The sequence below is a fragment of the Streptomyces sp. SLBN-118 genome (assembly GCF_006715635.1).
Lineage (GTDB): Bacteria > Actinomycetota > Actinomycetes > Streptomycetales > Streptomycetaceae > Streptomyces.
This window is the reverse complement of sequence record NZ_VFNP01000001.1, coordinates 843,142-868,411: the sequence shown is the minus strand read 5'-3', so window position 1 is coordinate 868,411 and position 25,270 is coordinate 843,142. Positions and strand designations below refer to the sequence as shown.

Here is a 25,270-nt window from a genome sequence, read left to right as displayed (position 1 = left end):
CCGATTGACACATGCGCTTGCCGTTTCTGCAATGGACGGCATGGACGACGACACACAGCTCGATGCCGTACTCAGCGAGGTGGGCCCCCGGCTCCGCAAGATCAGGCGGGAGCGGGGGGCCACGCTCGGGGCGCTTTCCGAGGTGACCGGGATCTCCGTGAGCACCCTGTCCCGGCTGGAGTCCGGACGGCGCAGGCCAAGTCTCGAGCTGCTGCTCCCCATCGCGCGGGCGCACCAGGTGCCACTCGACGAACTGGTCGGTGCGCCGCCGGTCGGGGATCCGCGGGTGCGGGCGAAGCCCATCGTGCGTCATGGCAGGACGATGCTGCCGCTGACCCGGCAGCCGGGGGGTCTTCAGGCGTACAAGGTGGTGCAGGAGGGCGGCGGCCCGGAGCCCGAGCTGCGGACCCACGAGGGGTACGAATGGCTGTATGTGCTGTCCGGCCGGCTCCGGCTGCTGCTCGGTGATCACGATGTGGTTCTGACCGCGGGGGAGGCGGCGGAGTTCGACACCCGTGTACCGCACGGCTTCGGCCCGGCGGGGGGCGCCCCCGTGGAGTTCCTGAGCCTGTTCGGCCCGCAGGGTGAGCGGATGCATGTACGGGCCAGGCCCAAGCGCGGCTGAGAGGGGTCTTCCCGAGAGGCAAGCGACCGCTTAGTATGCGACGAGCATGGTACTGCCTACGGTTTGTGGAGGCCCCGAAATGCAGGCATGGCGAGTGCACCGGAACGGCGAGCCGAGCGAGGTGATGCGCCTCGAAGAGGTGGACCGGCCGACGCCCGGTGAGGGGCAGCTGCTGCTGAGGGTCCGCGCGGCGAACATCAACTTCCCCGACGCCCTGCTCTGCCGCGGCCTGTACCAGGTGCGGCCCCCGCTGCCCTTCACACCGGGCGTGGAGATCTGCGGCGAGACCGAGAACGGCCGCCGCGTGATCGCCAACCCCGTACTGCCGAACGGTGGACTCGCCGACTATGTCGTCGCCGACGCCGCGGCCGTGCTGCCCGCGCCCAACGCGCTCGACGACGCAGAGGCGGCCGCCCTGCACATCGGCTACCAGACCGGATGGTTCGGACTGCACCGCCGGGCACACCTCCAGGCGGGCGAGACCCTGCTCGTCCACGCGGCGGCCGGCGGCGTCGGCAGCGCCGCCGTCCAGCTCGGCAAGGCGGCCGGAGCACGCGTCATCGGAGTCGTCGGCGGCGCGGACAAGGCCCGCATCGCGCGGGAGCTCGGCTGCGACCTCGTCATCGACCGCCGAGAGGACGACATCGTCGCCGCGGTCAAGGAAGCCACCGGCGGCCGCGGTGCGAACGTCGTCTACGACCCGGTCGGCGGCGACGCTTACGCCAAGTCCGCCAAGTGCGTCGCCTTCGAGGGCCGGATCGTGATCGTCGGCTTCGCGAGCGGCACGATCCCCAGCCCTGGCCTCAATCACGCCCTGGTCAAGAACTATTCGATCGTCGGCCTCCACTGGGGCCTGTACAACCAGATGGATCCCGCCGCGATCCGCGGCTGCCACGACGAGCTCACCAAGCTCGCCGCACAGGGCGTGATCAAGCCGCTGATCAGCGGACGCGTCGCCATGAAGGACGCGGCGGACGCCGTCCAGCGCGTCGCCGACGGCACGACCACCGGCCGCCTGGTCGTCATCCCGGAAGGAGATGCCCGATGACGGACGCCGCCGAACTGCTCACCCGTACAAAAGAGTTGCTGGCCGCGCATCCCCCGGCAAGCACGGACCGCACGGACTTTCTGAAGGCGCGCTTCGACGCGGGACTCGCCTGGGTGCACTACCCGAGGGGCCTCGGCGGCCTCGGAGCACCCCGCACACTTCAGGCCGTCGTGGACGCCGAACTGACCGCCGCGGGCGCACCCGACAACGACCCGCGCCGCATCGGCATCGGCCTCGGCATGGCCGCCCCGACGATCCTCAAGTACGGCTCCGACGAGCTGAAGCAGCGCTTCCTGCGGCCGCTGTGGGTCGGCGAGGAAGTGTGGTGCCAGCTCTTCAGCGAGCCCGGCGCGGGCTCCGACCTCGCCGCGCTCGGCACCCGCGCCGTCAGGGACGGCGACGACTGGATCGTGGGCGGGCAGAAGGTGTGGACCTCCAGCGCCCATGTGGCCCGCTGGGCGATCCTCATCGCCCGCACGGACCCCGATCTTCCCAAGCACCGCGGCATCACCTACTTCATCTGCGACATGAGCGATCCGGGTGTCGAGGTGCGCCCGCTGCGCCAGATCACCGGCGAGGCCGAGTTCAACGAGGTCTTCCTGACCGATGTGCGCATCCCCGACGCACACCGCCTCGGCGAGATCGGCGAGGGCTGGAAGGTCGCCCAGACGACCTTGATGAACGAGCGGGTTTCCATCGGCGGCAGCCGCATCCCGCGCGAGGGCGGCATGATCGGCCCCATCGCGCAGACCTGGCGCGAACGCCCCGAACTGCGTACACAGGATCTGCACCAGCGGCTGCTGACAATGTGGGTTGAGGCCGAGGTCGCCCGGCTTGCCGGTGAACGGCTGCGCCAGCAGCTCGCCGCGGGCCAGCCAGGACCCGAGGGCAGCGGGATGAAGCTCGCCTTCGCCCGCCTCAACCAGGAGATCAGCGGACTGGAGGTCGAACTCCGCGGTGAGGAAGGCCTGTTGTACGACGACTGGACCATGCGCCGTCCAGACTTCGTCGACTTCACCGGGCGCGACGCGGGCTACCGTTACCTGCGCTCCAAGGGCAACTCCATCGAGGGCGGCACCAGCGAAGTGCTGCTGAACATCGTCGCGGAACGTGTACTCGGACTGCCTTCCGAGCCGCGCAACGACAAGGACGTCGCCTGGAAGGATCTCGCGCGATGACTGACCTGCTGTACTCCGAGGCCGAGGACGACCTGCGCGCCGCCGTACGTTCCCTGCTCGCCGACCGCAACGACACGACGTCCGTCCTGGCGCGTGCCGAGGCCGGTGCGCCCTACGACCCCGAACTGTGGAAGGCGCTCGCCGCGGACATGGGCGCGGCCGGACTGCTCGTACCCGAGAAGTTCGGCGGCCAGGGAGCGAGCCACCGCGAGGCGGCCGTGGTCCTGGAGGAGCTGGGCCGGGCGGTTGCCCCCGCGCCGTATCTCACGAGCTCGGTGATCGCGACCGAGACGCTGCTCGGGCTTGATGTGGAGTCGCCCGAAGTGGCGGATCTCATCGGTGAGCTGGCGGCGGGCAGGAAGACCGCAGTGCTCGCCGTGCCGCTGTCGGCCTCGCCGGACGGCCCGCTCCCCGCCGGTGCCTCAAGGATCACGGGTGTCGCGGACGCCGCCTTCGCCGATCTGCTGCTCGTCCTGACGTCCGACGGGCTGCACGCGGTCGAGAGAACGAGTATCACTGTCGAGGCGCTGACCCCGCTCGATCTCACGCGTCCGCTCTGTGCTGTCACGATCGACGGCACGGCGGGCGGCACGCGCCTCGCCGACGCTGCGACCGCCGAGCGGGCAGTACGGCGTGGACTGCTCGCCGGCGCCGGACTGCTCGCCTCCGAGCAGCTGGGGCTCGCCGAGTGGTGCCTTGAGGAGACGGTCCGCCACACCCGCGAACGCCACCAGTTCAACCGCCCCATCGGCTCGTTCCAGGCGCTCAAGCACCGTATGGCGCAGCTGTGGCTCGAGGTCGTCTCGGCCCGCGCCGCGGCCCGCAACGCCGCCGACGCGCTGGCCACCGACAGCCCGGAGGCCGCCCTCGCGGTCGCTGTCGCCCAGGCGTACAGCTCACGGGTCGCCGTGCACGCCGCCGAGGAGTGCGTGCAGTTGCACGCGGGCATCGGCATGACCTGGGAACACCCGGCGCATCTTTACCTCAAGCGTGCCAAGTCCGACGAGATCGCCCTCGGCACGCCGGGCCGCCACAAGGAGAAACTGGCCGAACTGGTCGACCTCCAGGCTCCCTAGCCCCAACTCGCCTCCCCGGCCGCCGCGCTGAACCATCAGCGCGGCGGCCCTCGTATGTCACCGCACTGACCGTCGCCCGACCGCTGACGACCCGGTGGCGGGTGGCCGAACTCTTCGCGCTGCACTGCCCATTGGGCCGCCCGCGACGGATACTCGCCGATGTCCCTCCCGACCTGTAGAGCCCGGAGGCACCATCGTGCTGACCACCCGTCGCAGAGCCGTCACCACCCTCGCCGCCGCACTGGCCGCCGTCGCCGCGCCGTCCTATGCGCGGGCCGCGCAGCGGCACAGCGCACAGACCCGCCCCAAGCCGCTGCGCAGGGCGCACGCACACAACGACTACCTGCACCAACGGCCCCTGCACGACGCACTGTCGCACGGCTTCACCAGTGTGGAGGCGGACATTTTCCTCGTGGACGGCGAGCTGCTCGTCGCCCATGAGCCGGCGGACCTCGACCCGACGCGCACCCTGCGTTCGCTCTACCTCGACCCGCTGCTCGCCCGGGTGAAGGCCAACCACGGCTCCGTGTACCGCGGTTACCGGCGCCCCGTACAGCTCCTGATCGACATCAAGACGGACGGCGTCAATGCCTACCTCGAACTCGACCGCCAGCTACGGCACTACCGCGGCATGCTGAGCAGCTGCTCCCACGGCCGGGTCCAGCTCGGCGCCGTCACCCCCGTCATCTCCGGCGACCGTGCGGCTCGCATGCCCATGGAGGCCCAGAGCCAGAGGTACGCCTTCTACGACGGACGCCTCGACGACCTTGGCACCGCCGCCCCCGCGTCCTTCGTCCCGCTGATCTCCAGCAACTGGACGCAGAGCTTCACCTGGCTGGGCACGGGCCCGTTCCCGGCCGCCGAGCGGCAGAAGCTGCACGGACTGGTCGCCGAGGCCCACGGACACGGTCAGCGGGTGCGCTTCTGGGCCACTCCCGAGGTGGCGGGGCCCGCCCGCGATGCGGTGCGGAGCGAACTGCTCGCCGCCCGGGTCGACCACATCAACACCGATGACCTGGCGGGCCTGGAGAGCTTCCTGCGCGCCCGCGCCCAGTAATCGAACTGGCCCGCAGACAACACCCGTACGGCGGACACGCCAGTCGGCCGTACGGGCCCCTTGCTGCGTCAGACTGACCGCCGTACGCCGCGATCCCCGAGCGGCGGAGGAGGTTGGCGATGGCCATTTCTATCTCGATCGTGCTGCTTCTGCTCGTTCTCGCAGTGATCTTTCTGCGCAACGGCGGACTGAAGATGTCCCACGCCGTGGTCTGCGCGCTGCTCGGGTTCTACCTCGCGAGCACCAGCATGGCGCCGACCATCCAGGAGGGCATCGCAGCCACCGCCAACGTGGTCGGCAGCCTCAGACCGTGACGTCGTCCGGCAGCTCGAAGCAGCTGCCGCGGCCTTCGTCCACATGCACCACATACCGGCCGACGCGGACGATCTGAGCGGTCCCCACCCGCCAGGAGCCGCAGGCCCCTTCGCTGTCCGGCAGTGGCGTCCACACCTCGCGGAACGTACTGCCGTCCGTGTTCACGCCTGTCTCGATCATGTCCTCGCCCGACCGCCGGAGTGTGCCCACATCCTCGCCGGGCTCCCCGACGTCATGGTGGAAGCGGACCTGTCCGCCCTCGTATGTGGTGACGCCCGCGAAGCCGCGGCTGTCGGCGTAGTAGGCGTCGATCTGGAGCCAGACCACGTGCTCGTTCTCCTGCAGCGGTCCGCCGTTACGGCTGATTCCGGCGCGCAGCCATGCGCCGCGAGTGGGGGCGTTCACATACACCAGCATGTCAGCCCGGGCTCTGCGCGGATGTCTCCCGGATCGTGGTCCATGGCTCGCGGCCGGAGCCGATCCGTCAGTCGCCGTCCACCATGTGCGAGCGAATCAGGAACCGCACGCCTTCCGGCGCCTCCAGCGAGAAGCCGCTGCCCCGGCCCTCGACGACATCGACGACGAGCCGTGTGTGTCTCCACACCTCGTACTGGCTCCTGGAGATCCAGAACGAGACCGGCTCCTCGACGCCGTCGACCCGGAGGTGTTCCAGGAGGACGTCGGACGCGCCCGTGCGGAACTCTCCGTCCGGGTAGCACATGGGGGCGCTGCCGTCGCAGCAGCCGCCGGACTGATGGAACATCAGCGGACCGTGGGCGGACCGCAGCCGCCTCAACAGATCGGCGGCTTCGGGGGTCAGCTCCACACGCGGGGCATCGCTCATTCCGTCAGCAGAGCACCGGCCAGGTTGCAATGCCGTTGCAGCGCCTTCGCGGAAGATCTTTCCCTGGGGTGTCGATCGGGCTCGGCCCCGTTCGACATGAGGGCGAGGGCGCCCCAGGGGGGCGCCACGGAGCAGGAGGAACGGCCATGAGGAAGATCATCTACTACGTTCACACGTCGCTCGACGGACACATCGACGGGCCCGGCGGAGCCTTCGACTGGCCGCTGCTCGGACCGGAACTCGCCGCGTACAGCGACAGCCTGCAGGAGCGTGCTGACACCTTCCTCTACGGGCGCGTGGTCTGGGACATGATGGCGGGCTACTGGCCGGACGTCGAGTCGATCTCCGACGACCCCCACGACCTCGCCTTCGCGCCCGTGTGGCGGCGGACTCCGAAGATCGTCTTCTCCCGGACGCTGGAACAGCCGGAAGGCAACGTCCGTGTGATCGGCGGGGATCTCGCCGAAGAGGTCGGCGCCCTGAAGCGGAGTCCGGGCAAGGATCTGCTGCTGTTCGGCGGTTCGACACTTGCGGCCGCCCTCACGGAGCTCGGCCTGATCGACGAGTACCACATCGTCGTGCACCCGGTGGTACTCGGCGGTGGCAGGCCGCTGTTCCTGCAGGGCAAGGAGCGGCTCAGCCTCCGGTTCGTCGAGTCGCGTTCCTTCGACGCAAGGACCGTCCTGCTCCGCTACGAGCGTCCGGCGGAATGACTGCCCCGATCCCCGGTGTTGGAGAGACGAAGCGCGACTTCGACTCTTCGACGATGGGATGGAAACCATGCCTCTTGAGGGTGAGTACGAGCCGAGCCCCGAGAAGTGGGTACGCGATCAGGTCGACCTGTACGAAAGCTCCGGCGGCACGAAGGGGACCACACTGAGGGGGATGCCCGTCATCGTCCTGACCACCCGTGGCGCCAAGAGCGGCAAGCTGCGCAAGTCCCCGCTGATGCGGGTGGAGCACGAGGGCACGTACGCCGCCGTGGCATCGATGGGCGGCGCTCCCAAGCACCCGGTCTGGTACCACAACATCGTGGCCGACCTCCGCGTCGAGCTGCAGGACGGGCCGGTGCGCCAGGACATGACGGCGCGTGAGGTGACCGGGGACGAGAAGGCACTGTGGTGGGAGCGCGCGGTCGCGGCGTACCCCGACTACGCCGCGTACCAGAGGAAGACGGAGCGCGAGATCCCGGTGTTCGTCCTGGAACCGGTGGACAAGGAACACTGACCGGACGGCGTGAGCGCGCGGGTCAGGGCTGAGCGGTCACGAGTGCCGCCTGCAGCCTGGCCGCGGCGGCGGCCGCCGCCCGGTGTCCTTGCGGTCGGCCCCGTCCCGCAGTTCGCGCAACCGGGCATCGATCTGCGCGGCCTGGGTGCGCGCACCGCGAGACGCGCGTTCACGTAGTCGACGTCGGCGTGCCGCCGCGGCCACGGCCACGGCGGCACGCCCGGGCGTCGTGGATGACACCGATTGCTTCGGCCGTCACGGACAGAGGGTGCGTCCAGGGCTGCCCGGCACCTCGGCTCGTACGCAGCCGCCCGGCAGCCCCCGGTACGGCGAGGATCCGAAGTTCGCGGTGACGGTCAGCGCCGTGTCGCCGAAGGTGGTGCGCTGCACCCTGTGGTCGGCGGTGAGCCGGGTGAAGCCGGTCATCGCCCTGGTACCCGCCGCTTCCTGGAGATGAGAGAAGAAACGCTGGAGCTTGGCGATCTCGGGGCCGTGCTTCTTCAAGCTCGCGCCGTCCAGCGTGAAGTTGAGCGGCGTGTTGTAGAGCATGGCCAGCAGCGCGCGGACGGTCTGCTGCTCGGGCAGCTTGTGGTAGCCGAGTTCCCACCTCTCCACGCTCACCACGGAGTCATGGAGCACGTCTGTTCGCGCCGTTGGCGGTCATCGACCTCGTCCGGTCGGCCAGATAGTGGTGCGTGGGCTCGGCCTGCGCCAGAATCTCGGAGCTGACGTAGCACCCTCGGCCGCCGAAGCCGGTCTTCACCCTGCCGTCCGCTCCGCGCACACACGCGTCCGGCCAGACCGGCGCGGGCCACGTGGAGGACGGGGCGTCAGCCGTTGCCGGATCCTGGGCGTTGGACCACGAGTCGTAGGGACCGACCAGATACCCGGCAGGGCCTGGCGTCGGCGTCGTAGCCCAGCCACATCCGGTCCAGGCCCAGTGCTCGCATCCGCTCGACGGACTCCTTGCTCCGCCCGTCGCCCCACAGATACGCGTGGAAGGCGCCGATGAGCCGCGCCACCTGCGGGTTCTCTTCGATCTTGCGTTCCAGGCTGCCGAGCCGCCCCTGCTCGACCAGCCACCGCCGGTAGTCCTTCGCCGCCGCGACCGGCGAGGCGTCGGTCAGGGCGAATGCGACCGTGTAGCGGCGGGGCCGAGCGAGGGGCCCTGGACACCCGTGACGCGCGGGCCGTCGCAGACGGCAGGAAGGCCGCGTTCTTCAGCGCTGCCCGGCACCAGGGCCACCCGGTCCGCATCTACACCGCGCCGGTCGCCCAGGGCCGGGCGGTGCAGGTCTGGGTGCGCTCCGACGGGGTGGAGCGCGGTGTGGCACGCGTCCGTACGGTACTGATCGAAGCCGGAGCGGCAGGCGTGCTCCTCGCCTGCCTTCTGGGATGCATCGTCGCCCGCACGAGCCTCGCCCCGCTGGCCCGGCTGACGGCCGTCGTCGAGCGGATCGCCGCAACCCGTGACACCCGGCACCGCATCGCCGTCACGGGCCACGACGAAGCGGCCAGGCTGACGGGCAGTTTCAACACGATGCTGATCGCTCTGCACGGCTCGCTCACCGCCCAGCGCCGCCTGGTCGCCGACGCCTCCCACGAGCTGCGCACTCCGCTGACCAGCCTGCGCACCAACGCCGAACTCCTGGCCATGATCGCCCCCGACGACATCCGGCGCCGGGAACGCGCCACGGCGGCCCTGGGCCGGCAGATCGGCGAGCTGGTGGACCTGGTCGAGGATCTGGCGGAGCTGGCCCGAGGCGACGAAGGGGCGGACGAACCGGCCGACGAGCTCCGGCTCGACGCACTCGTGACCCAGTGCGTGGACCGGGCACGTGCGCATCGGCCCGCCACGGTGTTCACGGTCGAGACCGAGCCGACGCTGATCTTCGGCGTACGCGCCCGGCTGGCTCGCGCGACGGCGAACCTGCTCGACAACGCCGCCAAGTTCAGCCCCGAAGGCTCGGTGGTGGACGTCCGACTGCGTGATGGCGAACTCACCGTCCGTGACCATGGTCCGGGCATCGATCCTGACGACCTGCCGTACATCTTCGACCGCTTCTACCGCGCCCCGGCCGCCCGCGCACGGCGGCGGTACGGTCATGCGCCTGTCCTTCCGGACGGTCGGGGGCAGGGGAATCCCGTCCTCCAGCTTGTGAACATGTGAATCGTGGATGGTGGCTCGAAATCGCCCCGCTTCAGGGGGACTTGACGGATGCGGGCGAGGGCGGGCCGCCCTGCCTTTGGAGGTTTGGCCAGGTAGAGGCCCCGAGAGCCGCTCTTTCTTTGGATATGTCTACGATGTTCGCCGAGTTCCTCGCTGGCGTTGGATATGCGTCACACAGGACGAAGAGCTGACGGAGACACCGCAAGGCTTCGATCCCCTGCGACTGGCTGAAACCAGGGTGCGCCATCGTCGTCGCGCCACGGATAACCAGAGCTCCCTCTCACTACTTACCTCTTGAAGGGCAAGGCGGAGATGGCACGAGTCGCCCCGTTTTCTGTTGCCGGAAAACAAAGCGAGCACCCGGTCGACGAGGTGCTCGCCCTCCCGAAACTGGCTCTCTACGGTTTCCAGCACGTCCTGGCGTTCTACGCCGGTGCCGTGATCGTCCCGATCATCGTTGGCGGGGCCCTCGGGCTCAGCCGTGAAGAGCTCGTCTACCTGATCAACGCGGACCTGTTCACCTGCGGTATAGCTTCGATCATCCAGGCCCTCGGCATCGGCCGGATCGGCGCACGGCTGCCGCTGATCCAAGGAGTCACCTTCACCGCGGTGTCCCCGATGATCGCCATCGGCCTCGGCGCGGGCGGTGGAACTGCCGCCCTGCTGGTCATCTACGGCGCGGTGATCACTGCGGGCGTCGCCACCTTCGCATTCGCCTGGCTCCCCGCCCGGGCCTTCAAGGCGGTGCTGGGGCTCTTCCCGCCGGTCGTCACCGGCACGGTGATCACCGTCCTCGGGCTGGTCCTCATCCCTGTGGGGCTGAACGACGCGGCGGGCGGGGTGGGCAGCCCGCACTTCGGCGATCCTCAGAACTTCGCCTACGCGGGCGGCACCATGGCCTTCATTCTGGTGCTGATGAAGATCGGCCGGCCGTTCCTGTCCAGCATCGCGATCCTGCTCGGGCTGGTGGCCGGCACCGCCGCCGCCTTCCTGCTGGGTGACGCGAGCTTCACCGACGTCGGCAAGGCGGACTGGCTGGGCGTCACCACCCCGTTCCACTTCGGAGCCCCGCAGTTCCAGTGGTTCCCGATCCTGCTCATGCTGATCGTCATGCTGATCACCATGGTGGAGACCACCGGTGACACGTACGCCATCGGTGACATCGTGGGAAAGAAGATCGACGGCGAGACCGTGGCCCGCGCGCTGCGCGCCGATGGCGCGGCGACCGCCCTCGGAGGTGTGCTCAACTCTTTCCCCTACGTCGCCTTCGCCGAGAACGTCGGCCTGGTGCGTATGACGAAGGTGAAGAGCCGCTTCGTGGTCGTCGCGGCCGGCGTTTTCATGATCGTGCTGGGAATGCTGCCGAAGGCCGCCGCCGCGGTCGCCTCGGTGCCGCACCCGGTGCTCGGTGGTGCCGCGACCGTCATGTTCGCCATGGTCGCCCTGGCCGGTATCCAGACCCTGGCCAAGGTGGACCTCAAGGAGGAGAAGAACGCCTTGGTGGTGGGCATCTCCCTGGCCATGGCCCTGCTGCCGTCCACCGTCCCGGTGCTGTTCAAGGAGCACATGAACGCGGACCTCTCCTCGCTGCTGAACAGCGGCGTCACGCTCGGTGCGAGCACCGCGATCCTGCTCAACCTGGTCCTGAACCGGCTGGGCCCGAAGGAGCAGCAGAGCGAGTCGGCGGCGACAGGCGGGGACCCGGCGGAGGCCGCCCCGGCTCCCACCGTTCCCGCCCCGGCCGGGGTGGCGGCCCAGGTCGCTCCGGCCGCTGCGTCGGGCCCGTCGGTGGACGGGCCGGACGGCGCGTAGCGACTCCCGCCGGGCTCGCTCGCGGGCCCGGCGGACCGCTTCAGTGGTCGATGTCCTCCCGTGCGGTCGGTCGGACTTCGGCGCACACAAGGCCGGTGACATGGTCGGTGATCATGTCGAGGATGTCTGCCGAGGCTTTGTCATCGCCGAGGACGAGGAAGTTCAGGGTCAGCCCGTCCGTCATGGCTGCCAGATAGCGGGCCAGCACGGGGACGGGTACGCGGAGCTCGAACTTCATGCTCTGACAGAGCTGTTCGATGAGTTCGCAGTAGGTGTCGCAGTACAGCGCGTACTGCCGCCGGGCCAACTGCTCGAACCCCGGCCGGCGCAGGGCGTACTGGGTGAGTTCGTATGTGAGCATGTGCTCGCCGGGGTTGGCGGACACATGGTCCCAATAGGCCTGGAAACCGGCCCTGATGGTCTCCCGGAGGGTGGCCTTCGGCCGTATCGCTTCCTTCACCAAGGCGACCGAGTGTTCGGTGATCGCCGCCATGACGGACTCGATCAGGTCCTGCTTGGAGTCGAAGCAGTAGTGGAAGACGCTCAGCGACAGCCCCGCCTCGGCGGCGATGGACCGGGTCGTCGTCCGGGAGACGCCGTCGCGGGTCATCGCACGGATGGCTCCCTCGATCAGCTGCCGGCGCCGCTCGGCCGACGGCATGCGTGCCATGGTGTTCCCTTCGCTCTTGTGCCGCCCGAAGGCAATGGCCGGGGCCGGCAGGATCAGGTGGGCTGATCCGGCCGGCCCCGGCCGTTGGGGCCTCAATCGGTGGTGTCAGCTGCTGTAGACGCCCACTTCGCGGAGCGAATAGCCCCACTTGGTGCCGCGTTCCAGCCCGTGGACGCGTACGTAACGGGCCGTCGTGCCGGGGAACTGCACCGTGTCCAGGCCGCCGTCACCGGCGTTCGTGGACCATACGGACTGCCAGTTCGTGCCGTCGGTGGAGACCTCGATGCGATAGGCCTTCCCGTAGGCGGGCTCCCAGTTGAGGGTGACGCGCCTGATCAGGCTCGGCGCTCCCAGGTCGATGCGGAGCCACTGGTCGTCGCGCCAGCCGCTCGCCCAGCGGGTGTCCGCATTGCCGTCCACGGCCCGGGCGGGTGCGTAACTCGTGAACGGGTTCCACTCCGACGAGCTTGCCGAGACGGACGAGCCCGCGGCCAGGTTCACCCCGGCCTTGTGGTCCTCGGACGCCTTCCAGGTGTCGAGGTAGGACTCGGCCCCCTTGAAGAGGTCGTCCACGACGCCCTGGCCGCCGACAAGCCGGATGTCCTCGATCCAGTCCGGGACGAGACCGTAGTGCGCCGCGCCGTCGGTGTTGATGTCCCAGGTGCGCTCGCCGGTGGTCTGCCTGTCGATGACGGCGCTGCCGTCGGTGCTGCGGAAGGGGTACTTCACCGGGTTCGGAGTGTTCGTGCCGCGGGGGCCGGGCCAGCCGCCGACGCCGTTCATGTCGGTGCCGTAGCCGTAGCCGACGTTGTACTTCTCGCGCAGCGCGTCAGTGCGCTTGGCCTCCGCGCTGAACGCCTCGGAGCCGTTCATGTACTGGGCGACGAAGCCACCGAGACGGTAGACCCGCTCGGTCCAGCTGAGATCCATCCAGCTGTGCGACGAGATCACACCGGGGTACGACGCCGACTCGAAGATGTCGAAGGCCTGGCCCGCTGCCTTGACGCCCATGTGGTCGATCTCCAGCATCATCTTGCGTTTCATCATGCCTCGCACCGCGTACTCCCCGAGCGAGGTGAGACCGCGGGAATTGCACTGCGCGTCCGCGGCGTACGAAGGGACCTGGACGCCCGGTGGCAGCTCCTTCTCCGCCTGCGGCGCCGCCGCGAGGCCGATGGGGTTGTCGTGCTGGGGGCCGGCGCACTTCTCCGTCTTCCAGAAGGTGCCGGTCGACAGGAACTGGCCTACGTTGATCGCCGTGCCGAGGGTGCCCGAGTCGAACCGGACGCCGCACAGGGCGTTGTCGAACTTGTGGCACAGGAACATGCTGCGTACGCCCAGGCCGTACAGCTCGTCCAGCCCGCGGTCGATGTCTTCCCTGCTGCACTGTGCGACGTCGAGGATCTGCTTGCAGCCGAACGGCTCGGAGGTCTCGACCCCCAGGACGACGGCCAGCTTGCCCTGCTTGATGACGTCGCGGGCCTGGGCGCTGTCGGTGACGATCCGGAACCAGCCCTTTCCGGGGCCGCCGTACATCTTGTCGATGTACGCCTGGAGGTCGTACGTCTTCTGCGCCTGAAGGCGGATGGACGTCATCTCGTCGCAGCTGCGGTCCTTGAAGAAATAGACCGAGCAGATCACGCCGTTGGTGACGAGGTCGTTGACGAGCACGCGCTGGCCGCCGCGCCAGGCCCGTTCGACCCAGGCGTAGTAGTTCTGCTGATGCGTCAGCGAGTCATGGGCCGGCCAGTCCTTGAACGTCGGCCATCCGTTGGGGTCGTGCCTGCCGTCGCCGCCCTTGGTGATGAAGTCGAAGACCGCGAGCGAGCCGTCGGGGTAGTGCTCGGGGCAGTCCTTGAGCGCGTCGGCGATGCCCTGCTCGGAGAATGTCTTGCCGCAGATGAGACGGCCACCGAAGGCCTCGTTGGACATCAGGTGATCGTGGGCGTCGACGAAACCCCGTACCTGCCCCTGGGCGTCGGTTCCCTTGAAGGGCTCGCCCGTGACATTGATCTGCGAGTCGGGTGCGGGCCGCGCGGGCGGGGTCCACCAGCCCGACTCGGCGGAGGAATTGGGCGCCGTGCCGAGAACCATGGCCACGACGGTGAGGAGCAGCGACAGAACCGCGAGGGGCCTGCTTCGGCGGTGCGAGTGTCGGGTCGTGGTGGTCATCACTCACGCCTTCGGTCAGAGGATTGTGGGGGTCGGGGATCAATACCGTCCGGGACATGCGTGATTGTCATGTCCGCGTGAACGATGCGACGAGAATCGCTGCTGTCAGATTCGGAGTCAATAGTCCGGGACAGATGACCTGATGGCTCGTCGGATCCGCCGAACCCGGCTGAATCCGGGGCGGCGTGGTGGCCGGATCGCGCTCAACACCGTCGACCTGCCGGGTTCAGCCCGTGAACGTCACGTCCTTCGTCTCCGTGACGCGCGCGGTGCGGGCCGGTGCCGTCTGGTACTGCCAGTAGAGGTTCGTGTGCGCGATGACCATGTCCGGCGGGGGAGCGCCCCAGGTGCTCTGATCCTGCGTCGTGTGCGCGTCACCGACGAGCGTCACGTCGTAACCGCGGACAAAGGCGCCATGGATAGTGGACCGGACGCAGGCATCCGTCTCGGCGCCGGTCACGACAAGGGCTCCGATGCCGGCCATGGCCAGCACGTTCTCCAGCGCGGTGTCCTCGAAGGAGTCGCCGAACCTCTTGTGCACGAGCGGTTCCGACTCCTGGCGTGTCAGCTCCGGGACGTACTCCCAGGCGTCACTGCCCTGCTGCAACTGCTCGTCGGAGTGCTGGACCCAGACGATCGGCGCCCCCTCTTCGCGAGCCCTGTCGACGAGCGAGCTGATGTTGGCGACGACCGCGTCGCGCCGGTGCGCATCGGCCATGACGCCGTTCTGGACGTCGATGACCATCAAGGCGGTGTTGGGCCGATCGGACAGTGTGGTCACGACGATCTCCTCTGCCGGGGTTCGGACGGGCTCACGCCACGCGCATCACGCTAGGCCGATCCATCGACCGCCGCGTCTGGTCCGGTCAATTCGACGCCCCGCGCACCAGGGGATCGTTTGTTTGCCGTATCGGCAAATTGGCTTTGCCGCCCCTATGGGCCGGGCGCACCGTGGGCGCAGACCGGCCGGCGACTGACATCGGCCCCGCGACCGGCACGGCTCACGCCGCCACACGTACGGAGTTCACGTTGAAGCCAACTGTCGCTGGACGGGACGAACCAGTAGCGGGACCTGCACAACGGACGCCTTCGGTCCGGTGGGCGCTCGCCGGCCTCTCGCTGTCCATGCTGCTGTCCTCGCTCGGCACCAGCATCGCCAATGTCGCCCTGCCGACCCTGGCACGGGAGTTCGCCGCCCCCTTCCAGGAAGTCCAGTGGATCGTCCTCGCCTATCTCCTCGCCATCACCACCATGATCGTCAGCGTCGGACGGCTGGGTGACATCACCGGCCGCCGACGGCTCCTCCTGGCCGGAATCTCCCTGTTCACGGCGGCCTCGGTCCTGTGCGGCGTCGCGTCCACGCTCTGGATGCTGATTGCCGCCCGGGCGGCGCAAGGGCTCGGTGCGGCCGTCATGATGGCCCTCACCATCGCGTTTGTCGGTGAGACGGTTCCGAAGGCAAGGACCGGTAGCGCCATGGGGCTGCTCGGAACGATGTCGGCGATCGGGACCGCTCTCGGCCCGTCGCTCGGCGGCGTTCTGATCTCCGGGCTCAGTTGGCGGGCCATCTTTCTCGTCAGCGTGCCGCTGGGTGTCCTGACCTTCCTTCTCGCCCATCGCTACCTGCCCGTTGACCGTCGGGCACCGAAGGCGGGCGGAACCCGCTTCGACAGTGCGGGCACACTGCTGCTGGCTGTGACGCTTGCGGCCTACGCACTCGCCATGACGACGGGGCGCGGCAGTTTCGGTCCGCTCAATGTGGCTCTGCTGTTGGCCGCCGCCTTCGGAGTCGGCCTCTTCGTCCTCGCCGAGACGAGAACGGCATCACCCTTGATCCGGCTGACGATGTTCCGTGATGCCGCGCTGAGTGCGAGCCTCGCCACGAGCGCGCTCGTCTCGACGGTGATGATGGCGACGCTGGTGGTCGGACCCTTCTATCTCTCTCGTGCGCTCGGCCTCGACGCGGCCCCGGTGGGACTCGTCATGTCGGTGGGTCCGCTGGTCGCCGCAGTGACCGGTGTGCCGGCCGGTCGCATCGTGGACCGCCTCGGCGGCGGGCGCATGACCATCCTTGGACTCATCGGCATAGCAGTCGGCTCCCTCATCCTGTCCGCGATGCCGACGAGGCTCGGCATCCCCGGCTACATCGCCCCCATCGCCGTCATCACCGCCGGCTATGCGCTGTTCCAGACGGCCAACAACACCGCCGTCATGTCCGATGTCCGCCCGGACCAGCGGGGCGTCATTTCAGGCATGCTCAACCTGTCGCGCAATCTGGGGCTCGTCACCGGTGCATCCGTCATGGGCGCCGTGTTCGCGCTCGCGTCGGCGACGACCGACATCGGGGCGGCGCACCCGGACGCCGTTGCGACGGGGATGCGGGTCACGTTCGCAGTCGCGGCGATGCTGATCGTCGTGGCGCTCGCCATAGCGGCCGGAAGCCGTGCTCTCGCCCGTCGCTCCCTGGAGCCGACCGGCTGACCGGCTGCGTGGCCCGCAGGTTCCCTCCCGTTGCCCGCCTGGCTGCCTGACTCCTCCGGCTCCTCGGACGGCCCCCTCGACAGGCGATCTGCGGGGAACGGACTTACCGTCGAGCAGTAAGCGCTGCACAGGGATGCGGAGCCCTCTCTTCCGCACGTTGATCCTCGTCACGACACCAGCAGGAGACGACCCGCCATGGCCACAGCATCTGAAACCCCGGTACTCGACACCCTCGCCGCGATGACGGTTGACTCGGTTGAGCGGTGCGGGCTGACCCCGGACATGTTTATGCTCACCCGCATTGCTGCACTCGCCGCCTCGGACGCTCCGCCGATCTCCTACGTCGCCAACATCGACCCCGCCCTCCAGTCCGGTATGACTGCCGATCAGCTGCAGGATGTCCTGGTCGCCATCGCCCCCATCGTGGGCACAGCCCGCGTCATGACGGCAGCCGGCAACATCGCCCAGGCACTCGGCATCGCGATCGCCGTGGCCGACGCAGAGGCGCGGGGCGGAATGTAGAGACGTCGCCCGAGGTCACGGCCGCGCCCGGCGCCGATGAACGGCAGGCTGCGACAGGGACCGACGAGTCAGGGGCACGAGTACGCAAAGGTGCCCTGAGCCAAGGCGCCGGGGACCGCGAGGTCACCGTCCACCGAAGGTGGACGGTGACCTCGCGGTCCCCGCGGCGCGCCGTGCGGCTCAGCTCGCCGGAGTCATGACCGTCACGGCGAAGCCACCGGTACGTCATGGGCCGACCCGACCGTCGGTGGTCAGGACGCCCACCAGTTCGGCGGTCTGCCCGCAGTGCAATCGCTGGGTGGGGACGTGCACTTCGGCGGCGGTGACGGTCGGGCCTGCCGCCGGCCGCAGGAGCAGCGACAGAGCGACGGCGACGGCGACGGCTGACACGACCACTGCCGCCCCGAACCAGGCCCGCCGTCGGCGACGGCGGAGGGGTGCCGGTGCGTCGGCCGGCCACAGAGCGCGGAGAGTCTCCATGCCGAGCACGCCCTGGGTGCACCCCTGTCAACAAAGTCCTAGCTCGGGGTCGGGGTCAGCACCACGAAGTCGGCGTTCGACGGGTCGAGGCAGACGGCCAGGCGGCCGACGCCCTCGGCGTCCTCCGGCCCCATCTGCACGCTGCCACCGTTCTCGGTGACCTTGGCGACCGCGGCGTCGCAGTCGGTGACGTTGAAGACCGGGTGCCAGTACGGACGTCCCTTAGTCAGGGCGAGGTTCTCCTTGGGAAGTTCCATGAGGCCGCCGTGCATGCGCTCCTGGGGAAGTCCGCCGGGGGTGATGAGGATGTACGTGCCTCCGCCGCCCGGCAGCTGCATGTCACTGAACTGCCAGCCGAGGACACCGCCGTAGAACTCCTTCGCGGCCGCGGCGTCGCTCGTGTACAGCTCGGTCCAGGACAGCGAGCCCGGCTCGTCCACCAGATCAACGCCCTTGTTCGTTCCGGGCTGCCAGACGGCGAACTGGCCCCCCAGCGGGTCGCTGTACTGCGCCATCCGTCCCCACTCGTCGAGGTCCATGGGCGCCACCCGCACCGTGCCGCCGGCGCTCTCGACGGCCTGGGTCGTGGCATCGGCGTCGGCGACGCTGTAGTAGATCATCCAGGCCGAGCGTGCGCCTTCCTCGGTGAGCTTGCCGAGCCCGGCGACGATCTTGCCGCCCTTCCGGAACATCCCGCCTTCCATGTCCTCTCCCTCGCCCATGGACTCGTAGTCCCACCCGAGTACGGCGTTGTAGAAGGCGGCGGTGGCAGGGACGTCGGGAGCGGCGAGGTCGAGCCAGCAGGGGGAGCCGGGGACGAAGTCAGTGGTGATCACGGCGATTGCCTTTCGCGGATCGAGTACGACTTCAGCCTGGCACCGGACACTGACACTCGCCCGTCGACCGACCGCGCCAGTTCTCGAGAAGTGAGCAACATTGCAGGTCATGGGCCATGGACGACACCTCGCCTGCCTGCCTGCCGGGCTGGCCGGGCCAGCCACACCTCAAGGCACGACGCCCGGTTGGAGGCGGCCGCGGCCGCCGCTTGCGGTCCCGCAGGCCGAGCACCAGCAGAGGGCGGGGTCTCGGCGCCGGACACGCGAGGAGACGATGGGCAGGGATCAGGGGCGACGATGGGGGCGTAGCAGCGCAGTACGTCGAGGTCGGTGCTGCGGACGACGGACCAGCAGCGGCGGGCGGCGGTACAGGGCCCTGGAACATGCCAGCCTCTGCCACTGCCCGCCGGACAGCTCCGCGCCTCCGAAGATTTCGCGGGCGAGGAGGGTGTCCAGGCCGGCCGGGAGTTCGTCGATCGCATCACGCATGCCGACCGCGTCGACGGCCTCCCACACGGGCCCGTCGTCGACGGTGCGCGGCTGGCCGAGGGTGACGTTCTCGCGGACCCGCAGCGGCCACTGCGCGAAGATCTGCGGGACCAGGCCGGTGGCGTTCCAGACGGTGGCCGGGTCGACTTGGGCCAAGTCCGAACCGTTCCAGCTGACATGACTCTTGTCGGCCAGGTAGATGCCGGTGATCAGACGCGTCAGGGTTGACTTCCACGCGTCGCCGCGTTCGAGGTGCCCGGCATCAGCCGGGCTCGGCGTCCGGCCGGGATCCGGTTCACCCGCACGCGAGTGGCCCCGAACTGCCCGGGAACTGCTGGTCAAGTGTGCGTCGAGAAGGGCGCCTGACGGGCATCTGCCCTGGTCAGGCGCCCTTTCTCTGCGTCTAGAAGAAGCCCAGCTTCTTCGGCGAATACGACACCAGCAGGTTCTTCGTCTGCTGGTAGTGCTCCAGCATCATCTTGTGGTTCTCGCGGCCGATCCCCGACTGCTTGTACCCGCCGAACGCCGCGTGCGCCGGATACGCGTGGTAGCAGTTCGTCCAGACCCGGCCCGCCTGGATGGCCCGTCCCGCTCGGTACGCCGTGTTGATGTCACGCGTCCATACGCCCGCGCCGAGCCCGTACAGCGTGTCGTTCGCCGTGTTGACGGCGTCGTCGAAGTCGCTGAAGGACGTGACCGCGACGACCGGCCCGAAGATCTCCTCCTGGAAGACCCGCATGCGGTTGTCGCCCTCGAAGATCGTGGGCTGGACGTAGTAGCCGCCGGCCAGCTCGCCGTCGTACTCGATGCGCTGACCGCCCGTCAGGATCTTCGCTCCTTCCTGCTGGCCGATGCCCAGATAGGAAAGGATCTTCTGGAGCTGGTCGTTGGACGCCTGCGCGCCGATCATCGTGTCCGTGTCCAGGGGGTGGCCCGGCGCGATCTTCTCGGTGCGGGCGATGCCCGCCTCCAGGAATTCGCTGTAGTGGCCGCGCTGGATCAGCGCCCGCGACGGGCATGTGCACACCTCGCCCTGGTTGAGGGCGAACATGGTGAAGCCTTCGAGCGCCTTGTCACGGAAGTCGTCGTCGGCCGCCCAGACGTCGTCGAAGAAGATGTTCGGTGACTTGCCGCCGAGTTCCAGCGTGACCGGCCGGATGTTCTCGGAGGCGTACTGCATGATCAGCCGCCCCGTCGTGGTCTCGCCGGTGAACGCGATCTTCGCGACGCGCGGGCTGGAGGCCAGCGGTTTGCCCGCCTCCACACCGAAGCCGTTGACGACGTTGACGACTCCGGGCGGCAGCAGGTCGGCGACCAGGCTCAGCCAGAAGTGAATGGAGGCCGGAGTCTGTTCGGCGGGCTTGAGCACCACCGCGTTGCCCGCCGCCAGGGCGGGCGCCAGCTTCCACACCGCCATCAGGATCGGGAAGTTCCAGGGAATGATCTGGCCGACCACACCCAGCGGCTCGTGGAAGTGGTAGGCGATCGTGTCGTCGTCGACCTCGCTGAGCGAGCCTTCCTGGGCTCGCAGCGCGCCCGCGAAATAGCGGAAGTGGTCGATGGCGAGCGGGATGTCGGCGGCCAGGGTCTCGCGGACGGGCTTGCCGTTCTCCCAGGTCTCGGCGACCGCCAGTTCCTCCAGATGTGCCTCCATCCGGTCAGCGATCTTCAGCAGAAGGGCGGCGCGGTCGCCCGCGGAGGTGCGGCCCCAGGCGGGGGCCGCCGCGTGCGCCGCGTCCAGGGCGCGTTCGACGTCCTCGGCGGTGCCGCGCGCGATCTCGGTGAAGGGGCGGCCGTTGACCGGGCTCGGGTTCTCGAAGTACTGGCCGCGGGCCGGGGGGACGTACTCGCCCCCGATCCAGTGGTCGTAGCGGGACTGGTACGAGACGATCGCGCCGTCGCTGCCCGGCGCTGCGTATCGGGTCATCCAAGGCCTCCCGGTGAGGGTGCCGCCCGCCTCTGGACGGCGCTCGCCGCGAGGCTAGGGACCGGGACGTTGCGACGACGTTGCACGACGGTCGTCACTCAGCTCGACCGGATCAGATCCCCGCACTTCTCGCCGATCATCATGGTCGTGATGCAGGGATTGACCGCGGGCAGGAGCGGCATGACCGACGAGTCGGCCACGCGCAGCCCGGTGACTCCCTTGACCCGCAGCTGCGGATCGAGCGGCGAGTCCACGTCGTCCTCGGCCCCCATCCGCACGGTGCCCGCCGGGTGGTAGACCGTGTTGTGGGTCTCGCGAACATACGAGAACAGCTCGTCGTCGCTCCGCAGCGACGGGCCCGGAGCGAGTTCGGTGCCGGTCCACTCGGCCATCGGAGCCTGGGCGGCGATCTCTCGGGCGAGCCGCAGGCCGCAGGTCATCACCCGGATGTCGTGCTCGTGCGTGAAGTAGCGCGGGTCGACCTTCGGCTTGTCCCGGAAGTCGCGGGTGCGCAGCCGGACCGTGCCCAGGGACCGGGCGCGGGTGACATTCGGGGTGAGGCAGAAGGCGTTGTCGGAGGTCGGATAGCCGCGCCGGTAGGTGTTCATGTCGAACGGCACCGAGCCGTAGTGGAGCATCAGGTCCGGCCGGTCCAGGCCGGGCTCGGTGTCGGCGAGGATGCCGATCTCCCACCACTGGGTCGAGGAGGTGACCATGGGCTGCTTCGCCTCCCACATGATCACGCCCTCGGGGTGGTCCTGGAGATGGGAGCCGACACCGGGGGAGTCGACCCGTACGTCGACGCCGCAGTCGCGCAGATGCCCGGCGGGGCCGATACCCGACAGCATCAGCAACTTGGGCGAGTCGATGGCCCCGCAGCAGACGACGACTTCGCGGCGGGCGGTGACAGACCCGCTGTGGATGGCGTCGGGTTCCAGGTACTCGACGCCGGTGCAGCGCCCCTGTTCGCCGAAGAGCAGCCGCTTGGCCTGGAGCCCCGTACGTACTTCGAGCTTCGGCCGCCTCCCGAGAACCGGGTGGAGATAGGACACCGACGCGGATGAACGGATGCCGTCGGGGCGGGCGTTGATCTGGAACCAGTTCGCGCCGCGTACCACCGTGGTGCCGGTGTTGAACGGCGTGGTGGGGATGCCCGCCGCCTCGCAGGCCGCGAGCAGCGCTCTCCCGCACGGGTCGTTCGGCGGTACGGTGCGGATGGTGACCGGGCCCGTCCGGCCGTGGTGCTCGCCGGGCGCGTCATTGGCCTCCAGGCGCTGGTAGAGCGGAAAACAGTCCTTGGCGCTCCAGCCCGTGCACCCCATCGCCGCCCACTCGTCCAGGTCCTCGGCCGGGGCCCAGAAGGCGATGCATGAGTTGTGCGACGAGCAGCCGCCGAGCACTCTGGCGCGGGCCTGCCGCAGGAAGCTGTTGCCGTTCTCCTGCGGCTCCACCGGATAGTCCCAGTCGTATCCCGACTCCAGCAGGGCCATCCACCGGTCGAGTCTGAGGATGTTCTCGTCGCCGACGTCCGAGGGCCCGGCCTCCACCACGCAGACGCTCGACTCCGGGTCCTCGGTCAGCCGGGCGGCGACCACGGCTCCGGCCGTGCCGCCGCCGACCACCACATAGTCGAACTCGTGGGCGGGGTTCTGTGCGGACATCGCAGCTCCAGGTTCGGGACGTCGGATCGGGATGCCGGATCGGGACGTCAGGGGGTGGCGGTGGCCGGAGGCTCGTCCGCTGTGACGGCGCGGTGCTCGGCGAGTACGCCCGTACGGTGGCGCTGCACGAACCAGTAGTAGGCGAAGCCGCCGAGCGCGACCACACCGACGAACAGGAACGCGCCCCAGCGCAGATACCAGTGCTGGGGACCGGTGGCGTTGTAGACAGCGGCGCGCGGCCAGGCGAGGTTGATGGACATGGCCAGGCCCCACACCACGGCCAGGATGTTGACAGGCAGCCCGAACCGGCCGAGCGAGAACTTCCCCTCGGCCGGCTGCCACCTGCCGCGCAGCCGCCGCAGCAGCATGGGGAAAGTGACCAGCAGATAGGCGATGTAGATCATGATGATCGCGATGCTGGTGATCACCGAGAAGATCTGCGGCTGGTTGATGTTGATGACCAGGATGACCACCGCCACCACGCCGATTACCACGGCGGGCACGACCGGCGTCTTGAAGCGCGGGCTGACACGCGCCAGCATCGAGCCCGCAGGCAGGTTGTTGTCGCGTGCCATCGCGAACATCAGCCGGATGCCCGCGGCGTGCACGGCCAGGGCGCACACGGTGATCGCGACGACGACGCACCACAGGAAGATCTCGCCGATCGTCGAGCCGAGGGTCTTGAGCACCACGTACTGCAGTCCTTCCGTCCCCAGCTCCTTCGCGGCGAGATCGGGCACGGCCATCATCGCGAAGAGCAGAATCAGCCCGCCGATGACGAAGGACGCGATCAGGGCACGCAGGATGGCGCGCGGGGCGTTGCGGCTCGGATCGTGCGACTCCTCGCCGAGCGAGGATGCCGTGTCGAAGCCGTACATCACATACGCCGATGCCAGTGACGCGGTGAGGAACGCGCCGAAGTAGCCGAGGGTGTCGCCGCTCCCGAGCCCGTATGTCTCGGTCAGGACGGAGCTGGGGCCGCGGGTGATGTGCGCCGCGAGGAAGATGGCCAGGGCCACGGCGGCGATCAGCTCGATGAACACCCCCGCGGAGTTGATGGTGGCCATGAGCTTGACGCCGAAGGCGTTCACAACGGTCGTGAAGAGGATGAGCACCGTGCCCAGCAGGACGGCGTTGGCGGCGGCGTCGGTCTTGCCGGAGCCGTCACCGACGAACTGGAACCAGTCGTCGATCTGGGGCAGCGTGATCTGGTAGGCGAGGGCCACGGCGGAGAGCGTCACCATGGTGGCTGTCATCATCATCCAGCCGCCGAGCCAGCCGACGTGTGGTCCGCCCATGGTCTTGGACCAGTTGTAGACGGACCCGGCCACCGGGTAGCGGGCGGCGAGTTCGCAGAAGCAGAGCGCCACCATCAGCTGGCCGACGAAGACCATCGGCCAGGACCACCAGTAGGCGGGGCCGCCGAAGGCGATACCGAAGTAGAAGAGCTGGAAGATGCCGGTCAGGATCGAGATGTAGCTGATCCCTGCGGCGAAGGTGTGGAAGTTGCCGAGGGTGCGCTTGAGTTCGGGCTTGTAGCCGAGCTCGCCGAGCGCGTCGTCGTCGTGCTTGCCCTGGGCGCGACGGAGGTAGTGGGCATGTGACCGGTCAGGTCCGCCGCCGCTGCCGCCGCTCACGCGAACCACCTCTGGGGGCGCGGTGCGAGATTGCGCCAGATGTGCTTGGCCTCCTGGTATTCCGCGAGTCCCGCGGGGCCCAGTTCACGGCCGAAGCCGGACTGTTTCATACCGCCCCACTCGGCCTGTGGGACGTAGGGATGGAAGTCGTTGATCCATACGGTTCCGGCGCGGATCCGGGACGCCACCTTGTGCGCCCGGCCGACGTCCTGCGACCAGACCGCCCCGGCCAGCCCGTAGACGGTGTCGTTGGCGAGCGCGACCGCCTCCTCGTCGTCGCGGAACGTCTCGACGGTGAGCACCGGGCCGAACGACTCGTCACGCACCACCGACAGCACCAGATTGGCCACCCCGTCCGGCAGCCCGGCCTCGGACAGCAGACGCATCAGGATGACGGCGGTGTGCGGGGTCAGCTCGCTGGGCTTGAGTACGAAGGTGTTGCCCGCGCCGAGCGCCGGGGCGACCTTCCACGCGGTCTGCAGCAGCGGATAGTTCCACGGAGTGATCAGCGCGCACACACCGACCGGCTCGTGCACCACCCTGCTGTCCGCGTCGGGATTGCCCGTGTCGACGACCCGGTCTCTGCCGCCGGAGCCGGTCAGGCTGCCGAAGTAGCGGAAGCAGCCCGCGATGTCGTCCATGTCGTACTCGCTCTCCACCAGCCGCTTCCCGGTGTCCAGGGACTCGGCGCGGGCGAGTGCGTCCTTGTCGCGTTCCAGCAGGTCGGCGACGCGCAGCAGCAGCCTGCCGCGCTCGGCGGCCGGGGTGGCGGGCCAGGGGCCGCGGTCGAAGGCGTCACGGGCCGCGGCGATCGCCGCCGCGGCATCCTTCGATCCGGCCTCGTCCACGGTCGCGACCAGGGTGCCGTCCGCAGGGCAGCGGATCTCACGTACCTGCCCGTCGACCGCGGCGCTCCACTGACCACCGATGAACAGGTCCGGCATGGGGGCTCCTCCGGGTTCACATGGCCGGGCACCCGACACGGGCCGGCCGGGACATGCCCTGTGGTGCTCCACCCATCGACAGTAAGGAGATCGGCCCGT

Annotated in this window: 26 protein-coding genes and 1 pseudogene; 12 read left to right on the top strand and 15 right to left on the bottom strand. The window is 69.0% G+C overall.

Annotated features, from left to right (window positions below):
• Positions 1-40: 40 nt before the first annotated feature.
• The 6 genes from FBY35_RS04055 (at position 41) to FBY35_RS04030 (ending at position 5,298) form a co-directional block, all read left to right on the top strand.
• Positions 41-625 (top strand): helix-turn-helix domain-containing protein, encoded by a 585-nt coding sequence (locus FBY35_RS04055; protein WP_399208229.1) that lies wholly within the window; start codon positions 41-43, stop codon positions 623-625.
• Between the two features lie 79 nt (positions 626-704).
• Positions 705-1,673 (top strand): NADPH:quinone oxidoreductase family protein, encoded by a 969-nt coding sequence (locus FBY35_RS04050; protein ID WP_142212456.1) that lies wholly within the window; start codon positions 705-707, stop codon positions 1,671-1,673.
• Positions 1,670-2,851, top strand: a complete 1,182-nt coding sequence (locus FBY35_RS04045) for an acyl-CoA dehydrogenase family protein (protein WP_142212455.1) — start codon at positions 1,670-1,672, stop codon at positions 2,849-2,851. Before FBY35_RS04050 ends, FBY35_RS04045 begins: the two co-directional genes overlap by 4 nt.
• Complete coding sequence (locus FBY35_RS04040) at positions 2,848-3,927, top strand: acyl-CoA dehydrogenase family protein (protein ID WP_142212454.1); 1,080 nt, start codon at positions 2,848-2,850, stop codon at positions 3,925-3,927. The genes FBY35_RS04045 and FBY35_RS04040 overlap by 4 nt, the downstream gene beginning before the upstream one ends.
• Positions 3,928-4,120: 193 nt before the next feature.
• Positions 4,121-4,984 (top strand): phosphatidylinositol-specific phospholipase C/glycerophosphodiester phosphodiesterase family protein, encoded by an 864-nt coding sequence (locus tag FBY35_RS04035; protein WP_142214885.1) that lies wholly within the window; start codon positions 4,121-4,123, stop codon positions 4,982-4,984.
• 119 nt (positions 4,985-5,103) lie between these two features.
• Entirely contained in the window at positions 5,104-5,298 is a 195-nt protein-coding gene (locus tag FBY35_RS04030; RefSeq protein WP_142212453.1) for a hypothetical protein, read from the top strand.
• On the opposite strand, the gene FBY35_RS04025 is transcribed toward FBY35_RS04030, so the two are convergent.
• Both FBY35_RS04025 and FBY35_RS04020 read right to left on the bottom strand, forming a co-directional pair.
• Positions 5,288-5,704, bottom strand: a complete 417-nt coding sequence (locus FBY35_RS04025) for a hypothetical protein (RefSeq protein ID WP_142212452.1) — start codon at positions 5,702-5,704, stop codon at positions 5,288-5,290. The genes FBY35_RS04030 and FBY35_RS04025 overlap by 11 nt on opposite strands.
• Before the next feature lie 79 nt (positions 5,705-5,783).
• Positions 5,784-6,143, bottom strand: coding sequence for a DUF779 domain-containing protein (locus FBY35_RS04020; protein WP_142212451.1), 360 nt, complete (start codon positions 6,141-6,143; stop codon positions 5,784-5,786).
• Positions 6,144-6,289: 146 nt separating this feature from the next.
• Here FBY35_RS04020 and FBY35_RS04015 point away from each other — a divergent pair, with 146 nt between their 5' ends.
• Both FBY35_RS04015 and FBY35_RS04010 read left to right on the top strand, forming a co-directional pair.
• Positions 6,290-6,856, top strand: coding sequence for a dihydrofolate reductase family protein (locus tag FBY35_RS04015; protein ID WP_142212450.1), 567 nt, complete (start codon positions 6,290-6,292; stop codon positions 6,854-6,856).
• A 67-nt stretch (positions 6,857-6,923) separates the two neighbouring features.
• Positions 6,924-7,370 (top strand): nitroreductase family deazaflavin-dependent oxidoreductase, encoded by a 447-nt coding sequence (locus FBY35_RS04010; RefSeq protein ID WP_142212449.1) that lies wholly within the window; start codon positions 6,924-6,926, stop codon positions 7,368-7,370.
• Between the two features lie 255 nt (positions 7,371-7,625).
• Here the strand turns inward: FBY35_RS04010 and FBY35_RS37695 are convergent, their stop codons facing one another.
• Genes FBY35_RS37695 through FBY35_RS37685 form a run of 3 tightly spaced genes read right to left on the bottom strand, consistent with a single transcriptional unit; the run spans position 7,626 to position 8,392 of the window.
• Positions 7,626-7,991 (bottom strand): glycoside hydrolase, encoded by a 366-nt coding sequence (locus tag FBY35_RS37695; RefSeq protein ID WP_313904643.1) that lies wholly within the window; start codon positions 7,989-7,991, stop codon positions 7,626-7,628.
• Positions 7,992-7,998: 7 nt separating this feature from the next.
• Entirely contained in the window at positions 7,999-8,253 is a 255-nt protein-coding gene (locus FBY35_RS37690; protein ID WP_313904669.1) for a glycoside hydrolase, read from the bottom strand.
• A complete protein-coding gene (locus tag FBY35_RS37685; protein ID WP_313904642.1) occupies positions 8,201-8,392 on the bottom strand; it encodes a hypothetical protein in 192 nt (63 codons plus the stop codon). Before FBY35_RS37685 ends, FBY35_RS37690 begins: the two co-directional genes overlap by 53 nt.
• 110 nt (positions 8,393-8,502) lie before the next feature.
• On the opposite strand from FBY35_RS37685, the gene FBY35_RS04000 reads away from it, so the two are divergent.
• A complete protein-coding gene (locus FBY35_RS04000) occupies positions 8,503-9,540 on the top strand; it encodes a HAMP domain-containing sensor histidine kinase (RefSeq protein WP_142212448.1) in 1,038 nt (345 codons plus the stop codon).
• Positions 9,541-9,852: 312 nt separating this feature from the next.
• On the top strand, positions 9,853-11,352 hold the full coding sequence (locus FBY35_RS03995; RefSeq protein WP_142212447.1) for a nucleobase:cation symporter-2 family protein: 1,500 nt from the start codon (positions 9,853-9,855) through the stop codon (positions 11,350-11,352).
• Positions 11,353-11,392: 40 nt separating this feature from the next.
• Here the strand turns inward: FBY35_RS03995 and FBY35_RS03990 are convergent, their stop codons facing one another.
• The 3 genes from FBY35_RS03990 to FBY35_RS03980 all read right to left on the bottom strand — a co-directional run bounded on the left by FBY35_RS03990 (position 11,393) and on the right by FBY35_RS03980 (position 14,975).
• Positions 11,393-12,022 (bottom strand): TetR/AcrR family transcriptional regulator, encoded by a 630-nt coding sequence (locus tag FBY35_RS03990; RefSeq protein ID WP_142212446.1) that lies wholly within the window; start codon positions 12,020-12,022, stop codon positions 11,393-11,395.
• A 105-nt stretch (positions 12,023-12,127) separates the two neighbouring features.
• Positions 12,128-14,194, bottom strand: coding sequence for a discoidin domain-containing protein (locus FBY35_RS03985; RefSeq protein WP_142212445.1), 2,067 nt, complete (start codon positions 14,192-14,194; stop codon positions 12,128-12,130).
• Between the two features lie 226 nt (positions 14,195-14,420).
• Positions 14,421-14,975, bottom strand: coding sequence for an isochorismatase family protein (locus FBY35_RS03980; protein WP_142212444.1), 555 nt, complete (start codon positions 14,973-14,975; stop codon positions 14,421-14,423).
• A gap of 344 nt (positions 14,976-15,319) precedes the next feature.
• Between FBY35_RS03980 and FBY35_RS03975 the strand changes: the two genes are divergently transcribed.
• Positions 15,320-16,675 (top strand): MFS transporter, encoded by a 1,356-nt coding sequence (locus FBY35_RS03975; protein WP_142212443.1) that lies wholly within the window; start codon positions 15,320-15,322, stop codon positions 16,673-16,675.
• A gap of 195 nt (positions 16,676-16,870) precedes the next feature.
• Positions 16,871-17,197 (top strand): carboxymuconolactone decarboxylase family protein, encoded by a 327-nt coding sequence (locus FBY35_RS03970; protein ID WP_142212442.1) that lies wholly within the window; start codon positions 16,871-16,873, stop codon positions 17,195-17,197.
• 225 nt (positions 17,198-17,422) lie between these two features.
• Here FBY35_RS03970 and FBY35_RS03965 read toward each other — a convergent pair whose 3' ends face one another.
• The 7 genes and pseudogenes from FBY35_RS03965 to FBY35_RS03935 all read right to left on the bottom strand — a co-directional run bounded on the left by FBY35_RS03965 (position 17,423) and on the right by FBY35_RS03935 (position 25,171).
• Positions 17,423-17,677, bottom strand: a complete 255-nt coding sequence (locus tag FBY35_RS03965; protein ID WP_142212441.1) for a hypothetical protein — start codon at positions 17,675-17,677, stop codon at positions 17,423-17,425.
• Positions 17,678-17,715: 38 nt separating this feature from the next.
• Positions 17,716-18,513 carry a VOC family protein gene (locus FBY35_RS03960; protein ID WP_142212440.1) on the bottom strand — a complete coding sequence of 266 codons (798 nt, stop codon included), beginning with the start codon at positions 18,511-18,513 and terminating at the stop codon, positions 17,716-17,718.
• Between the two features lie 345 nt (positions 18,514-18,858).
• Positions 18,859-19,233, bottom strand: a pseudogene (locus tag FBY35_RS03955) (ATP-binding cassette domain-containing protein); the annotation flags it as partial.
• 172 nt (positions 19,234-19,405) lie between these two features.
• Entirely contained in the window at positions 19,406-20,929 is a 1,524-nt protein-coding gene (locus FBY35_RS03950) for an aldehyde dehydrogenase family protein (RefSeq protein WP_142212439.1), read from the bottom strand.
• A 98-nt stretch (positions 20,930-21,027) separates the two neighbouring features.
• Positions 21,028-22,590, bottom strand: a complete 1,563-nt coding sequence (locus FBY35_RS03945) for a GMC family oxidoreductase (RefSeq protein ID WP_142212438.1) — start codon at positions 22,588-22,590, stop codon at positions 21,028-21,030.
• A 47-nt stretch (positions 22,591-22,637) separates the two neighbouring features.
• Entirely contained in the window at positions 22,638-24,227 is a 1,590-nt protein-coding gene (locus FBY35_RS03940; RefSeq protein ID WP_399208228.1) for an APC family permease, read from the bottom strand.
• Positions 24,224-25,171: an aldehyde dehydrogenase family protein gene (locus tag FBY35_RS03935; protein ID WP_142212436.1), complete on the bottom strand. Its 948-nt coding sequence runs from the start codon at positions 25,169-25,171 to the stop codon at positions 24,224-24,226. Before FBY35_RS03935 ends, FBY35_RS03940 begins: the two co-directional genes overlap by 4 nt.
• Positions 25,172-25,270 lie beyond the last annotated feature (99 nt).